Source organism: Pseudomonas weihenstephanensis (assembly GCF_016812185.1).
GTDB classification, from domain to species: Bacteria; Pseudomonadota; Gammaproteobacteria; order Pseudomonadales; family Pseudomonadaceae; genus Aquipseudomonas; species Aquipseudomonas weihenstephanensis.
In genome coordinates this window covers 1-16,026 of sequence record NZ_JAAEBV010000010.1, presented here as the reverse complement: position 1 = coordinate 16,026, position 16,026 = coordinate 1, and the positions used below count along the sequence as shown (strand labels likewise).

At 55.5% G+C, this 16,026-nt stretch carries 13 protein-coding genes and 3 pseudogenes; 8 read left to right on the top strand and 8 right to left on the bottom strand.

Annotated features, from left to right (window positions below; all coding sequences use genetic code 11):
* The first annotated feature begins 123 nt into the window (after window positions 1-123).
* The 3 genes from GYN01_RS21630 to fabB all read left to right on the top strand — a co-directional run bounded on the left by GYN01_RS21630 (window position 124) and on the right by fabB (window position 3,991).
* Window positions 124-1,995 (top strand): response regulator, encoded by a 1,872-nt coding sequence (locus GYN01_RS21630; RefSeq protein WP_203307763.1) that lies wholly within the window; start codon window positions 124-126, stop codon window positions 1,993-1,995.
* Between the two features lie 248 nt (window positions 1,996-2,243).
* Complete coding sequence (gene fabA, locus GYN01_RS21625) at window positions 2,244-2,759, top strand: 3-hydroxyacyl-[acyl-carrier-protein] dehydratase FabA (RefSeq protein WP_048366379.1); 516 nt, start codon at window positions 2,244-2,246, stop codon at window positions 2,757-2,759.
* An 11-nt stretch (window positions 2,760-2,770) separates the two neighbouring features.
* Window positions 2,771-3,991, top strand: coding sequence for a beta-ketoacyl-ACP synthase I (gene fabB, locus GYN01_RS21620; protein WP_203307762.1), 1,221 nt, complete (start codon window positions 2,771-2,773; stop codon window positions 3,989-3,991).
* 65 nt (window positions 3,992-4,056) lie between these two features.
* Here fabB and GYN01_RS21615 read toward each other — a convergent pair whose 3' ends face one another.
* Window positions 4,057-5,058 carry an amidohydrolase family protein gene (locus GYN01_RS21615; RefSeq protein WP_420850465.1) on the bottom strand — a complete coding sequence of 334 codons (1,002 nt, stop codon included), beginning with the start codon at window positions 5,056-5,058 and terminating at the stop codon, window positions 4,057-4,059.
* Between the two features lie 146 nt (window positions 5,059-5,204).
* On the opposite strand from GYN01_RS21615, the gene GYN01_RS21610 reads away from it, so the two are divergent.
* Both GYN01_RS21610 and GYN01_RS21605 read left to right on the top strand, forming a co-directional pair.
* Window positions 5,205-5,621 carry an OsmC family protein gene (locus GYN01_RS21610; RefSeq protein ID WP_048366381.1) on the top strand — a complete coding sequence of 139 codons (417 nt, stop codon included), beginning with the start codon at window positions 5,205-5,207 and terminating at the stop codon, window positions 5,619-5,621.
* 64 nt (window positions 5,622-5,685) lie between these two features.
* A complete protein-coding gene (locus GYN01_RS21605) occupies window positions 5,686-6,552 on the top strand; it encodes a pirin family protein (protein ID WP_048402520.1) in 867 nt (288 codons plus the stop codon).
* Between the two features lie 50 nt (window positions 6,553-6,602).
* On the opposite strand, the gene GYN01_RS22810 is transcribed toward GYN01_RS21605, so the two are convergent.
* The 3 genes and pseudogenes from GYN01_RS22810 to GYN01_RS21595 form a co-directional block, all read right to left on the bottom strand.
* On the bottom strand, window positions 6,603-7,358 hold the full coding sequence (locus tag GYN01_RS22810) for a methyl-accepting chemotaxis protein (RefSeq protein WP_420850464.1): 756 nt from the start codon (window positions 7,356-7,358) through the stop codon (window positions 6,603-6,605).
* A gap of 102 nt (window positions 7,359-7,460) precedes the next feature.
* Window positions 7,461-8,285 (bottom strand): annotated as a pseudogene (locus tag GYN01_RS22805) (cache domain-containing protein); the annotation flags it as partial.
* Window positions 8,286-8,390: 105 nt separating this feature from the next.
* On the bottom strand, window positions 8,391-9,710 hold the full coding sequence (locus GYN01_RS21595; RefSeq protein WP_203307793.1) for a GntT/GntP/DsdX family permease: 1,320 nt from the start codon (window positions 9,708-9,710) through the stop codon (window positions 8,391-8,393).
* Between the two features lie 306 nt (window positions 9,711-10,016).
* Here GYN01_RS21595 and GYN01_RS22800 point away from each other — a divergent pair.
* Both GYN01_RS22800 and GYN01_RS22795 read left to right on the top strand, forming a co-directional pair.
* Window positions 10,017-11,306, top strand: a pseudogene (locus tag GYN01_RS22800) (cache domain-containing protein); the annotation flags it as partial.
* 102 nt (window positions 11,307-11,408) lie between these two features.
* A complete protein-coding gene (locus tag GYN01_RS22795) occupies window positions 11,409-12,164 on the top strand; it encodes a methyl-accepting chemotaxis protein (protein ID WP_420850463.1) in 756 nt (251 codons plus the stop codon).
* A 26-nt stretch (window positions 12,165-12,190) separates the two neighbouring features.
* Here GYN01_RS22795 and GYN01_RS21585 read toward each other — a convergent pair whose 3' ends face one another.
* The 3 genes from GYN01_RS21585 to GYN01_RS21575 are packed head-to-tail and all read right to left on the bottom strand — an operon-like array spanning window position 12,191 to window position 14,504.
* Window positions 12,191-13,525 carry an ATP-binding protein gene (locus GYN01_RS21585; RefSeq protein ID WP_203307761.1) on the bottom strand — a complete coding sequence of 445 codons (1,335 nt, stop codon included), beginning with the start codon at window positions 13,523-13,525 and terminating at the stop codon, window positions 12,191-12,193.
* Window positions 13,522-14,190, bottom strand: a complete 669-nt coding sequence (locus GYN01_RS21580; protein ID WP_048366387.1) for a response regulator transcription factor — start codon at window positions 14,188-14,190, stop codon at window positions 13,522-13,524. Before GYN01_RS21580 ends, GYN01_RS21585 begins: the two co-directional genes overlap by 4 nt.
* Complete coding sequence (locus GYN01_RS21575; protein ID WP_048366388.1) at window positions 14,190-14,504, bottom strand: PepSY domain-containing protein; 315 nt, start codon at window positions 14,502-14,504, stop codon at window positions 14,190-14,192. The genes GYN01_RS21580 and GYN01_RS21575 overlap by 1 nt, the downstream gene beginning before the upstream one ends.
* A 216-nt stretch (window positions 14,505-14,720) precedes the next feature.
* Between GYN01_RS21575 and queD the strand changes: the two genes are divergently transcribed.
* Window positions 14,721-15,077 carry a 6-carboxytetrahydropterin synthase QueD gene (gene queD / locus GYN01_RS21570; protein WP_059761996.1) on the top strand — a complete coding sequence of 119 codons (357 nt, stop codon included), beginning with the start codon at window positions 14,721-14,723 and terminating at the stop codon, window positions 15,075-15,077.
* Here queD and GYN01_RS21565 read toward each other — a convergent pair.
* Window positions 15,074-15,872 (bottom strand): annotated as a pseudogene (locus tag GYN01_RS21565) (IS5 family transposase). The gene queD and the pseudogene GYN01_RS21565 sit on opposite strands and share 4 nt — an antisense overlap.
* Window positions 15,873-16,026 lie beyond the last annotated feature (154 nt).

Genomic DNA, 16,026 nt, shown 5'->3' with positions numbered 1-16,026 from the left:
TCAGTTAACATGCCGCCCATCCATTCACCCCTGACGAGGCAGCCTGGCTGCGCACCTGCATGACCCACCGTAGGTCACGGATGACTTCAGCAAGCCGGCACTGGCTCATGGAACACCTCACGCATGACTGACCGTGGTCGATGGGATATTCACGCCCGCACCCAAATGATGAGTTTGGGTCCGGCTTTGTTGCTGACCTTGCTGCTTATCAGCTTTTTTACCTTCGTACGCCTTCAGGATTTACGCCTGGAGCTGAACCACACCGGCCAATTGATTGCCAGCCAACTGGCCCCTGCGTCTGAGTACGGGGTTATTTCTGGCAACACCCAGGTGCTCGAAACCCTGATGGCGGCGTCGCTCAACACCCCCCATGTGCAATTTGTGCAAGTACAGGACAGCGCCAACAATGTGCTGGTCCATGCCGAGCAACCGCAGCTCGACCCCCACCATCGCGCTGAGATCGAGGTGTTTCAGGCCCCCGTCAGGGTCAGGCGCAGCTCGAGTCAATCCAATGCCCCTGCCGAGGACTATATGGGCCGGGTACTGGTGGGAATGTCCAGTGACGCCTTCAATCAGCGCCAGCAAGACATCTTGCTCAAGGCCGTGATTCTTGCGCTGTTTGCGCTGGGCTTCACCTACTTGCTGGCCAGACGCCTGGCGTCCAATCTGTCCAAACCGATCAGTGACATGAGCGATGCGGTCAAGGCCATTCAACAAGGGCACTACAACACTCCGCTACCGGTGGTGGACGAGGGTGAACTCGGCAGCTTGGCGCGCCATATCAACAACCTCGCCGAAGGTTTGGCGCAAGCGAGCCGTGAACAGCAAACAGCGATCGCCCAATTGATTGAGACACGCGAAGAGGCCGAGCGCGCCAACAGCGCCAAAACCGATTTTCTGGCGATGATGAGCCATGAGCTGCGTACCCCGATGAATGGCGTGCTGGGGATGCTGCAACTGATGGAAACCACGCAAATGACCGAAGAGCAGGCTGAATATGCCGCCCTTGCGTCGCAATCCACCGAGCATTTGCTCAAGGTCATCAATGACATTCTCGACTTTTCGAGGATCGAACGTTCAACTCTGGAACTGGAACATATTGCGTTCAACCTTGGCGAATTGGTGAACAACTGCGCGCAGGCCTTCCAGCACAATGCCGGGCAACGTGGCTTGCACTTGCGCATGGTGGAGCCAGACGGCCTGCACAATTTGCACGTACTGGGCGACCCCACCCGTATTCGGCAGATTCTGGTGAATCTGATCGGCAATGCATTGAAATTTACCGAACGCGGGCAAGTCAGCATCGAACCTGCATGGCAACCGCTGGACCACGAGCTGATCTGGTTTACCTGCACCGTTCGCGACAGTGGCATTGGCATCAGCACTGAGAAGCTGGACTCGATGTTCAATGCCTTTAAGCAAGCTGACAGCTCTATTTCACGACGTTACGGCGGCACGGGCCTGGGCCTGCCCATTGCTCGCTCATTGGCTGAACGCATGGGTGGGCGCTTATTGGCTCAGAGTGAAGAAGCGCAAGGTTCGGTGTTCACCCTAGAAATCCCGCTGGAACTGCACAAGCCCACAGTCAGCAACACACGCGCCGCACTTCAAGCGCCTCCCTTATGCATCAAAGGTCGCAAAGTGCTGCTGGTGGAGGACAACCCGGTCAACCAAACGGTGATTGAGGCCATGCTCAGCAGCCTTGGGTATGAGGTAAGCGTGGTCAGTGACGGCGCCCAAGCCATTCACCGGGCCAATACCGAATGTTTCACAGCCATTTTGATGGATTGCCGGCTGCCGATCATCGACGGTTATGAAGCAACACGCCAGATTCGCCAGCTTTCAGGCTGTACTCAGGTGCCCATTATTGCGTTGACGGCCAACGCCTTGCAGGGTGACCGTGAAGCCTGCCTGCACGCGGGAATGAACGATTACCTGGCAAAGCCGTTCAAACGAAATGATCTGGAACAAATCATGTTGCGTTGGGTCCAGTAACTTATACCCATGACCTTCCTGCGACTGGCGTAAAACTTAAAAGTGCGGCAGTCTTAGCCACCCGATTGGGGGCCTGAACGGGCCTGTTTTTAAATTTCAGTGAACAAGTGTACATTTGTGCCCTTGGCGCTGTGACTTTCACTACTACGCAATAGTCTATGTGTAGGCTGGCGAACTGAAGCGCGACTGTTTCAGTTGGTCGGGAAGTTTTGCCCCACCTTGCCGCATGGGATTATTGAGGAGCTCGCATGACCAAACAAAACGCCTTTACTCGGGAAGAATTGCTGCGCTGTAGTCGCGGCGAACTGTTCGGCCCAGGTAACGCGCAACTGCCCGCCCCTAACATGCTGATGGTGGATCGCATTACCCATATCAGTGAAGAGGGTGGCAAGTACGGCAAAGGTGAATTGGTCGCCGAGCTGGATATCACCCCTGACCTGTGGTTTTTTGCCTGTCACTTCGAAGGCGACCCTGTGATGCCAGGCTGCCTGGGCCTTGATGCCATGTGGCAACTGGTGGGCTTTTACCTCGGCTGGCAAGGTCTGCCGGGCCGCGGCCGTGCCCTGGGTTCGGGCGAAGTGAAATTTTTTGGCCAGGTCTTGCCGACCGCCAAAAAAGTCACCTACAACATTCATATCAAGCGCGTCCTCAAGGGCAAGCTGAACCTGGCCATTGCCGATGGTTCGGTCACTGTCGACGGTCGCGAAATTTATACCGCCGAAGGCCTTCGGGTCGGCGTTTTCACCTCAACTGACAACTTCTAAGGGTTATCCGAATGCGCCGCGTCGTTATCACTGGTCTGGGCATCGTTTCGTGCCTGGGCAATGACAAAGAGACCGTCTCCGCTAACCTGCGTGCAAGTCGCCCTGGCATCCGATTCAACCCGGAATATGCCGAAATGGGTCTGCGTAGCCAGGTTTCCGGCTCCATTGACCTGAACCTCGAAGAGCTGATCGATCGCAAGATTTATCGTTTCGTTGGCCACGCCGCTGCTTACGCTTACCTGGCCATGAAAGACGCCATTACCGATTCGGGCCTGAGCGAGGAGCAAGTCTCCAATCCGCGTACCGGCCTGATCGCAGGTTCTGGCGGTGCGTCGACCTTGAACCAGATGGAAGCGCTGGACATCCTGCGCGAAAAAGGCGTGAAACGTGTTGGGCCATACCGTGTGACGCGGACCATGAGCAGCACCGTGTCGGCTTGCCTGGCAACGCCGTTCAAGATCAAGGGTCTGAACTACTCCATCGCTTCTGCCTGCGCAACCAGTGCTCACTGCATCGGTACGGCCATGGAACAGATCCAGATGGGCAAGCAGGACATCGTGTTTGCCGGCGGCGGTGAAGAAGAGCATTGGAGCCAATCGTTCCTGTTCGACGCTATGGGCGCTTTGTCCAGCCAGTACAACGACACGCCAGAAAAAGCCTCTCGTGCCTACGACGCCAAGCGTGACGGTTTCGTGATTGCCGGCGGTGGTGGCATGGTGGTGGTTGAAGAGATGGAGCATGCCCTGGCCCGCGGCGCCAAAATCTACGCCGAAATCGTGGGTTACGGTGCAACTTCCGATGGCTACGACATGGTTGCTCCAAGCGGCGAAGGTGCTATTCGCTGCATGCAGATGGCGATGTCTACCGTTGATGCGCCTATCGACTACATCAATACTCACGGCACCTCGACCCCGGTCGGTGATGTGGCCGAAATGAAAGGCATCCGTGAAGTCTTCGCCGACAAAGCGCCGCCTATCAGCTCCACCAAGAGCCTGTCGGGCCACTCCTTGGGCGCCGCCGGTGTTCACGAAGCGATCTACTGCATGCTGATGATGGAAGGTAACTTCATTGCTGGCTCCGCCAACATTGATGAGCTGGACCCGGCCGTCGCTGACATGCCGATCCTGACCAAAACGCGTGAAGATGCCAAAATCGACACCGTGATGAGCAACAGCTTTGGCTTTGGTGGCACGAACGCCACCTTGGTGCTCAAGCGCTGGGAAGGCAAATAAGCCCTCTGCCCGCTCATAAAAAATGCCCTGACTGGTTCAGGGCATTTTTTTGTCCCGGATTTGGCCTATCGAGCCTTTTTCGGCAAAACCTGCAAAAAGTTATCCTTCGCCACTTTATGTGCAACCTCGACAGGCAGTGCATCCAAAAAGGGGTCAAAGCTGTGCAGCTCCTGGCCCAGCTTGTCAAAACGACCTACAACATCTGACCCCAGCATAAAGCGTTCAGGGAAGCGCTCAACCAGCGCCACCCACTCCGGCCTTGCCCTGCCCTGCTCATCCAGCAGATAAGGCGTGAGCATGCTCCAGGACAGGTCGACGTAAAGGTTAGGGTAAGTCGCCAGCAACCGGGTGAGCGTTGGCAGCAAAAAATCCATCTGTGTTTGGTGGCGGTGAATCTCTGCGCTTGTGCCCGCATGCGCCCAGATGAAGCGTGTGCGTGGATGCTGCCCCAACGGTTGTTCAATTTCGGCCAAGTACAGCGGGTTTTTCTCACGCTTGGAGGTGATATTGGAATGCACCAGAACGGGCAAGTCGTGTTGGGCCGCCAAGGTGTAAATGCGCATCAGGGCCTCGTTATTGGCACGCGGGGTATCACCTGAAATCAGGGCGGTCAGATCATCATGGCGGGTGAACACTTCGCCAATCCCCTGCCACAGCCCGGGGTTGAGGTCGAGCATGCGCTGGATGTGCGCCGCCGAATTTTTGTCATTGGGGTTAAAGCCCGACAAAAACGGATGAAAATGCTCGCGCTGCTTTGCACTCAGTTGCTTGACCGCATCTGCCACCCAGACATCGGTGGCGCTGTACCAATAAGCGTCAGCATCGTCACCCGCGTAATAGCGCGGGCGCTTGGGTTCGTCTTCGTGCCATTTTTTGGCCACCGGGATGCCGGAAATCATTACGTGTTCAATACGATTTTTTTCCATGGCCGCCAACAGCGCGGGCATACCCGCACTTTCCTGGAAGAAATCGACGTAATGCAGATGAGCATCGCTGTAAGCGTATTCGCGCGATTGGGCCAACGTGCTCACGGCCAGCACCCCAAAAGCCAAAAGTAATGATTTGATTCGCACCCGGTCATCCTCATCAGTTGAGACTGATAGACCCGAACACAGGCTGAAGGGTTCAGGCCCGCACGTTAAATGGAACGCACGATCCGCCACATGCTCTATAAGGATCAGGACCTTTAATCACTGCCAAGCTGAGGTTTGCCATGACTGTTACCGTTAATACCGTGTCGCATGAGGGTTTTCGTCACAGCATCAAGATTGATGATTACGAAGTGTTCACCGATGTGCCCAAAGCGCTGGGAGGCGAAGGCTCAGCACCAGGGCCGCATGATTACTTCGATGCTGCACTGGCCGCTTGCAAAGCCCTGACCCTGAAAATGTACGCCAAAAAGAAAGACATTCCCCTCACGGGCGTCACCGTCGAGATAAAACACGATGCCGAGGAAGAGCAACAAGGCAAGTACAAGCTGTACGTCAAGCTCACACTCAAGGGCGTACTGACGGACGCCCAGCGAGAGGAACTGCATCGCGTTGCGGATAAATGCCCGATTCATAAACTGATGACCACCGCTGACATCAGCATCGAAACGCATCTGTCCGAAGGTGCGTTTAGCCAGTAACCGGCAACCGTGATCCTGAAGCGTTGGGTTATGCTCAACGCTTCTTGATGGGCGGGACTGATTCATGTCGGCACTTACTGTGATTCGGCCTCGTGCCGAAGAAGTTGAAGGGCAACCCATTCTGCGTCCGCTACCCTCGGCCAAATGCCGAAGTGTCGGACCTTTCGTTTTTTTCGATCACATCCAGCACACCCACTATCCTCCAGGTCACGGGATGGACATCAAACAGCATCCCCACATTGGTCTGTCGACCCTTACCTATTTGTTTAAGGGCCGTGTGCAGCATAAAGACAGCCTGGGTTCAGATCAGCACGTAGGCCCTGGGGACGTCAGTTGGATGACCGCCGGCCAAGCCATTGCCCACATTGAACGCACGCCGCAACCCTTGCGCGCTGAAGGCTCGACGATTCACGGGTTACAAGTGTGGCTGGCCTCGCCCAAAAGCCACGAGCAGGGCCCCGGTCATTACAGCCATCACCCGGCTGCCAGCCTGCCAGTCAGCGACAACCTGGGCGTTAAGATTTGCCTGATCGCGGGTACGGGGTTCTGCCTGACCTCGCCTGTGCCCGTGTTATCCCCCACGCTCTACGCCGACGTGCAGATGCAAACCGCCACCACACTGTTGATTGCAGCCGAACATGCTGAACGCGCGGTGTATGTGCTTGAGGGGGAAGCTCAGATCGATGGCCAGCCACTTGAGCGCCATACGTTGGTGGTGTTGCCGGCGGGTGAAGCGGTCACGGTGTGCGCCGACAGTGATTGCCACGTCGTGATCATGGGCGGCGCCCCACTGGATGGGCCGCGCCGGATGAACTGGAACTTTGTCGCCAGCGATCCGGCCTTGATTGAACGCGCCAGGGCGCGGTGGGCGGCCGGTGATTGGCCGACCGTGCCGGGAGAAACAGGCCGTATCGAGTTGCCGAGCGTATAGAAGTAACCGATGGCGGCGAGCCGCACACAACCATCAGCCACCTCGCACTGTCAGATGCGGAACTGCCCGACCAGATCACCCAAGCGCTGGCCCAATTGCGCCAGGCTGCGGGTGGTTTGGGCGCCTTGCTGGGTTTCGTCCGCCACATTGTCGACCGCGACCGCGATCTGGTGAACGCTGCGGTTGATCTCTTCGGCAACGGCGGTTTGCTCTTCCGCTGCACTGGCAATTTGCGCATTCATTGAGTTAATGGTGCCAATCAGTTGCGCCATCGTGTCCAGGGAGGTCCCGGCCTGATTGGCTTGCGCCGAGGTGCCATCCCCCGCTTCACTGGATCGGCGCATCGCTTGCACGGCTTGATCGGTGCCCTGTTGGAGGCGATCGATCATGCTTTGAATCTCTTGCGTGCTTTGCTGTGTGCGGCTGGCCAGCGCTCGCACTTCATCCGCAACCACGGCAAAACCACGGCCCGCCTCACCTGCACGCGCAGCTTCGATGGCGGCGTTGAGGGCCAACAGGTTGGTTTGGTCTGCAATCGAGCGAATCACCCCCAAGACGCTGACAATCGAGGTGACATCTTGTTGCAAGCTGTCCAGCGATGTCCCGCTGTTACGGATATCGCTGACCAGCGCATGAATCTGTTGAATGCTGCCATCCACCACGCGTTTAGCGAGCTGACCCTCTTCATCGGTTTTTTGTGCCGCGACCGAAGCACCTTGCGCACTGCGGGCCACTTCCTGCGCCGCCGAGGACATTTCATTAATTGCCGTAGCCACTTGGTCGGTTTCGTGGCGCTGACGCTCCATCGCCTGCTCAGAACGGTGCGCCTGGTCTGAGACCTGCCCGACCAGCGTGGTCAGTTGGGAGGTCATGTCGGTGATTTGTCGCACCATGGCGTGGATTTTGTCGACGAACCGGTTGAATGAACCTGCCAGCTCACCCAGTTCATCCTGGCTAGTAATCGCCAGACGATGGGTCAAGTCACCTTCCCCGGCCGCAATATCGTCCAGATTAGCTTTCATCAAGTGCAATGGACGCAGAATGGTATTGGCCACCAGCATGCCAATGACGGCGATGACCAACAGCACCAGCACCGTAATGGCAGCAATGCTGAGGATCATGCCCTCCATACGCTCTTTAACGTCGGCCTGGACGTCGGCGACCTGCGCCTCGATACCGTCAAGATTGACCACCGTCCCCATCACCAGGTCCCACTTGGGCAGATATTCGGTGTAGCCCAACTTGGGGACTAGCAGCTTTTCATTGCCGGGCAGTGACGAACTGTACTGAGCGTAGTGCGTGCCGTCTTTAGCGGCGCGAACCAATTCGCGGTTGGTGTACACGCCATTTGGGTCGCGATTGTCCTGAAAGTTTTTGCCTACGCCTTCCGGGCTGTTGCCTTTAAACAAGCGTACGGTTTGCGAGTCATAACCAAAGAAGTAACCATCGGTGCCGTAGGTGATATTGGACAACAGCTTGATCGCCTGCGCCCGTGCGGCTTCATCACCCGGCTGCGCCGCGTCGTACAACGGCTTGATAGCCGTCATCGCCACCTCAACGTAGCTGTGCAACGTCGCCTTGGCGTCATTGAGCAAGCGTTGACGGGTTTCTTCGACCTCTTTAGTGGCCTGATCTTGCAGAATCCAGACCGTCGTTACGCTGATGACCAAGGCAAACAACAAGACCGGCAACACCGCGAGGGACAATACTTTTGCCTTCAGGCTCAGGCGCATGGCTTTTACTCTTTTTAAGGAACTACGTACTGCGTTAACGGCCTGAAACTTTCAAAGTTAAGACCCCACACACAACTTGTTTAACCGCTTAAGGTGCCAGGTTACCTACAACGTCATGGCCGCCACCCAGCCAAAGGCCAGCAGCGGCAGGTTGTAATGCAGGAACGTGGGTACCACCGTGTCCCAGATATGGTGATGCTGGCCATCAACGTTCAGACCAGAGGTCGGCCCCAGTGTTGAATCGGAGGCAGGCGAACCGGCATCACCCAGCGCGCCCGCGGTGCCCACAATGCACACAATCGCCATCGGGCTGAAGCCGAGTTGCACGCACAGCGGGACAAAAATGGCCGCCAGGATGGGCACCGTCGAAAAGGACGAGCCAATCCCCATCGTGACCAACAAACCGACCAACAACATCAGCAGCGCACCCACGCCCTTGCTATGGTTGATCCAGCCCGCAGAAGCCTCTACCAGCGATTTCACTTCACCGGTGGCTTTCATCACTTCGGCGAAGCCTGAAGCCGCAATCATGATGAAACCGATCATGGCCATCATTTTCATGCCTTCGGTAAACAGATCGTCCGTTTCACGCCAGCGCACGATGCCTGAGGCCGAGAAGAGCAAGAAACCCACCAGTGCGCCAATAATCATCGACCCCAGCCACAGCTGAACGATAAACGCAGCGGCAATCGCCCCGCCCGCGACCAGCAGGGTGCGAGGGTTGTAACTCACGGCCACTTGCTCAACCTGTTCAATTTTTGACAGGTCATATTCACGTTTTTTTCGGTAGCTGATGAACACCGCGACCAACAGACCAAACAACATGCCCAATGCCGGAATGGCCATGGCGTGTGTCACATTGACCTGGCTGATATCCACGCCACCCTTGCTGACGTTGGCCAGCAAAATTTGGTTAAGGAAGATATTACCAAAGCCTACAGGCAAGAAAATGTAGGGCGTGATCAAGCCAAAGGTCATGACACAGGCAATCAAACGCCGGTCAATCTTCAATTTGGTCAGCACATACAGCAGCGGCGGAACCAAAAGCGGAATAAACGCAATGTGGATGGGCAGGATGTTCTGTGAGCAGATCGCAACCCCTAACAGCAAGACAATGAGTAGCCATTTGACTCGATTGCCACCCGCGCTTTGCTGTTTGCTCACCAGCGTCAGGGCTTTATCGGCCAAGGCATGTGCCAAACCGGACTTGGCAATCGCAACGGCGAAAGCACCCAACATCGCGTAAGAAAGCGCAACTTGAGCACCACCACCCAACCCGCTGTTAAAGGCATTGAGGGTTTCTTCAATACCCAGCCCGCCCACCAGACCACCCACGACTGCACCGACAATCAGGGCGATGACCACATGCACACGGGACAGACTGAGCACCAACATGATGCCGACCGCGGCAACTACTGCATTTATCATTACAACCTCATGGCACGCACAACGTGAGCAACACCGTCATGCGGATGATTCCGGGCAAATGACTGCTGTGCCAGTCGCCGGATTTGGAAAGGAGGATTTATTTGAGGGCGCACACTTTGAAGCAGCATCGCCGCCTTGTCAAAGTGCGTTCAGGGGCCTGTCAATAAACATCGCAAAAACAGCTTTACCCCTAATAAATACAGGGCTAAATGGGCATTTAATAAACTGGGTTTTTACGTTTCAAGCATAAAGAAACGTGTCTGTCGGCCGCTAACAGACAAAGCCTCTTTTTAGGATGTCTCCATGTCGATTAGACAGCTTTCCATCCAATGGAAAATCACCCTGCTTTCCGGACTTTGTTTGTTAGCGATTGTGACATTGCTGGTGGGCCTTTCCCTGTATCGCATGGAGCACAACTCCGAACTGGTGAAAGCCTCCAGTGCCCAGATGCTCAACGAATCGGCGCAAGCGCGCATCGAAGCTCAGGGCGAGGCCCAGGCGTTGGCCATCAGCCGCCAGTTTATGGACGCCTACCAGTACGGCAATGGTTTCGCCCGTCAGGTCCTGTTTTTACGGGAGCAATCGCAGAAGCGGTTTCTGGATGCTTTCGATTTGCGTGAAGACCTGACGCGTCAGGTTAAAGCGGCCCTACAGGCAAACCCTGACTTGTTGGGGTTGTCGCTGGTGTTCGAAGCCAATGCGCTGGATGGCAAAGATCAGCTGTTTGATCATCAAAAAGAGTTGGGCAGCAACGATAAAGGCCGTTTTGCGCTCTATTGGTCGCAACCCACGCCAGGCCAGTTAACGTCGATGGCGTTGCCGGAAAGCGACATGGCCGATACGAGCATCGGGCCCAGCGGCCAGGCCAATAACACATGGTTCACATGCCCGCGCGCAACGCTGAAACCGTGCATCATCGAACCCTATTTTTATGAGATCGACGGGCAAAACGTATTGCTGACCAGCATCGTGTTTCCGTTGATGGTCAATGGCAAAGTGATTGCCTCCCTCTCGGTTGATATCAACCTCAATAGCCTGCAAGCCATCAGCCAACAGGCCAGCCAAAAGCTCTACGGCGGCCAAACCAATGTCGGCATTATCAGCTCCGTGGGCCTGTTGGCAGGCTACAGCCTGGATGCCAGCAAACTGAGCCAGCGTCTGGACACGGTCGACAGCAATGATGGTGCGCAACTGATTCGCATGATGGCCAGTGGCGGCGAGCCGCAAAGTATTCGCAGCCATGAGAGCCTGAAAGTCCTGACCCCTTTCCACCCGATCCCTGGCAGTCAGCCTTGGGGCGTACTGCTGGATGTGCCTGAAAAAGTACTGGTTGGACCGGCAGAAACGTTGAAGGCCGAGCTGGACGCTCGCAGCTATGCCGGGACGTTGATCGAACTGGCACTCGGGTTGCTCGCCGCGGTGGTGGGACTGGTGCTTGTGTGGCTGATGGCCCGCAGCGTGACCCGCCCCATCCTCAGCGTGGCAAATATGCTGGAAGACATTGCCAGTGGCGAAGGTGATCTGACACGACGCCTTGCCTACGACAAAAAAGATGAGCTAGGCCAATTGGCGGGCTGGTTCAATCGTTTTCTGGACAAGCTGCAACCGATCATCGCCGAGGTTAAGCGCTCGGTGCAGGATGCCCGTAGCACCGCAGACCAGTCGGCCGCCATCGCCGCCCAGACCAGCGCTGGCATGGAGCAGCAGTATCGCCAGGTTGACCAGGCTGCCACCGCATCTCACGAAATGAGTGCGACAGCGCAGGACGTCGCCCGCAGTGCGGCACAAGCGGCACAAGCCGCGCGTGATGCCGACCAGGCGACGCGTGACGGCTTGACCATTATTGATCGCACCACGCGCAGCATTGGCCACTTGGCCGCTGATATGAGTAATGCCATGACCCAGGTTGAAGGTCTTGCGGCTAACAGCGAAAAAATCGGGTCGGTACTGGAAGTGATTCGCGCGATCGCTGAACAGACTAATTTATTGGCACTCAATGCGGCGATTGAAGCGGCGCGCGCGGGTGAGGCAGGTCGGGGATTTGCCGTGGTTGCTGATGAAGTGCGCAATCTTGCTCGCCGTACACAAGAGTCCGTGGAAGAAACGCGTCAGGTCATCGAACAACTACAGGCAGGCACTCAAGTGGTGGTGAGTTCGATGAGCAATAGCCATCAACAGGCCCAGGGCAGTGTTGAACAAGTCGGGCAAGCCGTCACCGCGCTGCAACAAATCGGTAATGCGGTAACGGTTATTACTGACATGAACTTACAAATTGCCAGCGCAGCGGAGGAACAAAGCGCCGTGGCGGAAGAGATCAACAGTAACGTGTCGACTATTCGGGATGTAACGGAGTCATTGTCTGAACAAGCCAATGAGTCGGCGCGGGTGAGCCAGTCGCTGAATTCACTGGCCAATCAACAACAGCAACTGATGGATCAGTTCCGCGTCTGATCATGCAGCAAAGGCGGCGACATGCATCAGGCTGTCGTCGCCTTGTCAGCCTGGCCAGGCAAAGTGATTGTGACCAATAGACCGCCCCACTGCCCTGCCGCTAGCTGCATCTGCCCCCCCCATGCATCGACGATATCGCGAACGATACCCAACCCCAAACCATGACCGTTGGCTTGTTCGTCGAGGCGAGTACCACGACTCAATACTTGATCGCGCTCAGTTGGCGCAATGCCGGGGCCATCGTCTTGCACCTCGATTTCATAACCGTTGGCTGTTTGACACAGGCTCAGCTCGACCCGTGAATCAGCCCATTTACAGGCGTTGTCCAACAGATTGCCCAAAAGTTCAAGCATGTCTTCACGGTCCCATGGCAGGTGCACATTGTCGGGAGCCTGGAACGTGAGGTTCACATGTTGCCCATGAATCATGGCCAAGGTGGCCAGCAGACCGGGAAGTTCTGCCTGCGGATCAAATTGAGCCCCCGGCAACGCGTCACCCGTAAGACGAGCACGATTTAACTCGCGGTTCATGCGCTGTTCAACTTGCTCCAGCTGGGCACGCAAGGTTGTTTGTATGTCAGGATACGTCACAAGCCGTGGGTCATTGGCAAGGCTGATCAGCACTGCCAGCGGTGTTTTCAACGCATGCCCCACATTGCCTAACGCATTGCGCGAGCGTTTGAGCGTGTCTTCGGTATGCGTCAGCAGGTGGTTGATCTGTTTGACCAGCGGTTCAAGCTCTATGGGCACCTGAGCGTCGAGCTGCGAACGCTGGCCTTTTTGCAATTGGGCAATTTGGATGCGTGCTGTTTCCAGCGGCCGCAGCGCTCTGCGAACAGTAATCCGCTGCAACAGTAAAATAACGACCAACGCTAACATCCCAAGGCCTAGCCCGATTCGCTGAACCTGTTGGAAACTGTTGCGTATGGGCGAGTAATCCTGTGCCACGGTGATGGAAACCGACTGACCGAAGCGTTTGTAGTCACTGCGCAAGACCAACAGCATTTGGCCTTCGGGGCCTGGTTGAAGCGTGTTATTGAGCCCGGACTGTTCTGTCTTGGGCAACTGCGCATCCCACAGTGAGCGCGATCGCCAATGAATGTCACCGAACTCAATACTGAAATAGTGCCCGGAAAATGGTCTCTGATAAGCCGGAGACAGACGCCGCTCATCAAGCTGTAACCCCTGAGGGCCGCGACTCAACGCAAACAGCAAATTCTCGCTGTCATCTTGAAGACCCGACTCAAGATAACGTTGCAGACCACTCTCAAAAAGCCACAGGCTGACTTGGCCGACCACAATACCGACCACCAGCAAGACACTGACAAGCCCAAGGCTAAGCCTGCGCTGAATAGACTTCACTGGGCTGCTGTTCCGAAGATATAGCCCTGACCACGTCGCGTTTCAACAACGTCACGGCCAAGTTTACGCCGCAGGTGGTTGACGTGAACTTCCAAAACATTGGAATCGCGCTCTGTTTCGCCATCATATAAATGCTCAGACAGATGGCTTTTAGAGAGGATTTGCTGCGGGTGCAACATGAAATAGCGCAGTAAGCGAAACTCGGCAGCGGTCAGCTGGATCTCAACACCGTCACGGGTAACACATTGGCGAGCCTCATCCAGTTGCAGACCCGCAGACTTCAAAAGTGGCTGATTGGCATGCCCATGCGTACGGCGCAACAGGGCCTGAACCCGTAACTGTAATTCTTCGGGATGAAAAGGCTTGGTCAAGTAATCATCCGCTCCAGCCTTGAGACCCTCTATGCGTTCGGCCCAAGAGCTGCGTGCGGTGAGGATTAAAACGGGAGTTGTCAGCCCTGCTGAGCGCCACTTTTCAAGCACCTCAATACCTGGCATTCCGGGTAAACCCAGATCGAGAACAATCAGGTCATAGGGTTCACTCTGGCCTTGATGAAGGGCATCGCGACCATCCGCCAACCAATCGACTGCATAGCCTTGGCGAGTAAGTCCGGCGATCAACTCATCAGCGAGTGGGACATGGTCTTCCACCAGTAACAAACGCATCAATCGTCTTCCTTATCTTTAGTCAGATTGCCTCTACTGGCATTGAATTTGAGTTCCCGGACAACACCCTGAGGGGTTAGCAATTCGACCTCATAGACATAGGTATCATGTTTCTCTTCCAGTTCAGCCTCTAATAATTTTGAGCCCGGATAGCGGTCAAACGCGGATTTAAGAATGTCCTCAAGGGGTAAAATTTCACCCCTCTCACGTAAGCGAAGCGCTTCGTCTTGACCCAAATCCCGCGCGGAAGCCAACGAGCAACATGCACAGAGCATCAGCGCTAACAGTCGGCTAAAGCGTACGTTGATGTTCATGGCTACTCCGGTGGAACATCGGGTGAAATGAAAGACACTATCGAAAGCGAAGACTGTAACGAAAGTCGCTTAATTGAAACTGAATTAACACGGCGTTTGGTCACCCAGCGCGCCTTCAAGGCGGGTGGCTACTCGCGTGTACAACGTTAACTGTTAAACTGCGCGCCTGCATTCGTCGCACCTGCGACAGCCATCTCTTCAAGAGCTATAAACACTGTGGAAATTTTTAAAGAGTTTACATTCGAATCTGCGCATCGGCTGCCATTTGTTCCTGAGGGGCACAAATGTGGTCGTTTACATGGCCATTCATTCAAAGTTGCCATTCATCTAAGCGGCGACATTGACCCCAATACCGGCTGGATCCGTGACTTTTCTGAAATCAAGGCGATTTTTAAGCCCCTGTACGAGCAGCTTGATCATAATTATTTGAATGATATTCCTGGCCTTGAAAACCCAACCAGTGAAGTCCTGGCCAAGTGGATCTGGCAGCAGTTGAAGCCTTTACTGCCTGAGCTGTCAGCGATTCGAATTCATGAAACATGTACCAGTGGTTGTATCTACTACGGGGACTAGGTTCGGTACGAAAAGTAATGTCGTAAACATCGCATGGCACAGGCCACAGAGGCCATCGCTGCATAACTTTTTGCGAGTTTGTCGAAGCGCGTAACGATGCGGCGGTTCTCCTTCAACCAACCAAACTTGCGCTCGAGGCTATTGCGCGGTCGGTACTTGGGACGATCAAACAGTCTCGGTAACCCCGACTTGGGTTTGCACTTCATACTGCGCAGTGGAATCACCGGGTGCCTGCGATACCGGTCCAACGCTTCAGCGTCATAGCCTTTGGCAGCGTTTGCGGAGGCGAACGCGCAAGCTGGATAGGTATGCTTCATCGAGCAACGGCTGGGCGTAGGCAATGTCGCTGGCCTGTACGCCCGTGAGTAGAAACTTCAGAGCGACGCCATTGGCATCCGCAAAGCAGATGAATCTTGGTGGTCAGGCCGCCACGACTGCGCCCGAGCGCGTGATCTTGCGGTTTTTCAGCCCCCCTTTTTTCCCCAGCGCTAGAAGAGGCCAGGGTTGCTCGTACTGCGGTGGAGTCAATCAGCCAGGTTTACAGATCAGTTAACCGGTGCTCGTTGAGCTTGATGTGAAGCCGCTTGAGCATCTGGTCAAACGCTGCGCGATTGCGCCAGTCACGAAAGCGCTGATAAACCGTCGACCATGGGCCAAAGCGCTCATGCATATAGCGTCAGGCGGCGCCAGAACAGAGCACCCGTTGAGCATCAAGCGATCATCTGTTCGTGGGCGCCTGCTAAGGCATGATTCATAGAAGATGCCTGCAACCAAATCCCAGGCTGCGTCGGGGATTTCCTACCGTTTGGCCATCGTGGGCTCCAGCCGTTGATGATCGCGGACTTTACTGAATCGTAACGCCCGTGGCATTCAAATGGGTTTCAGCTGATTTCGTACAGAGCCTAGGTGAAGAACGTCGTAATTGTACTTGGCATGGCTCGTCAGAAAG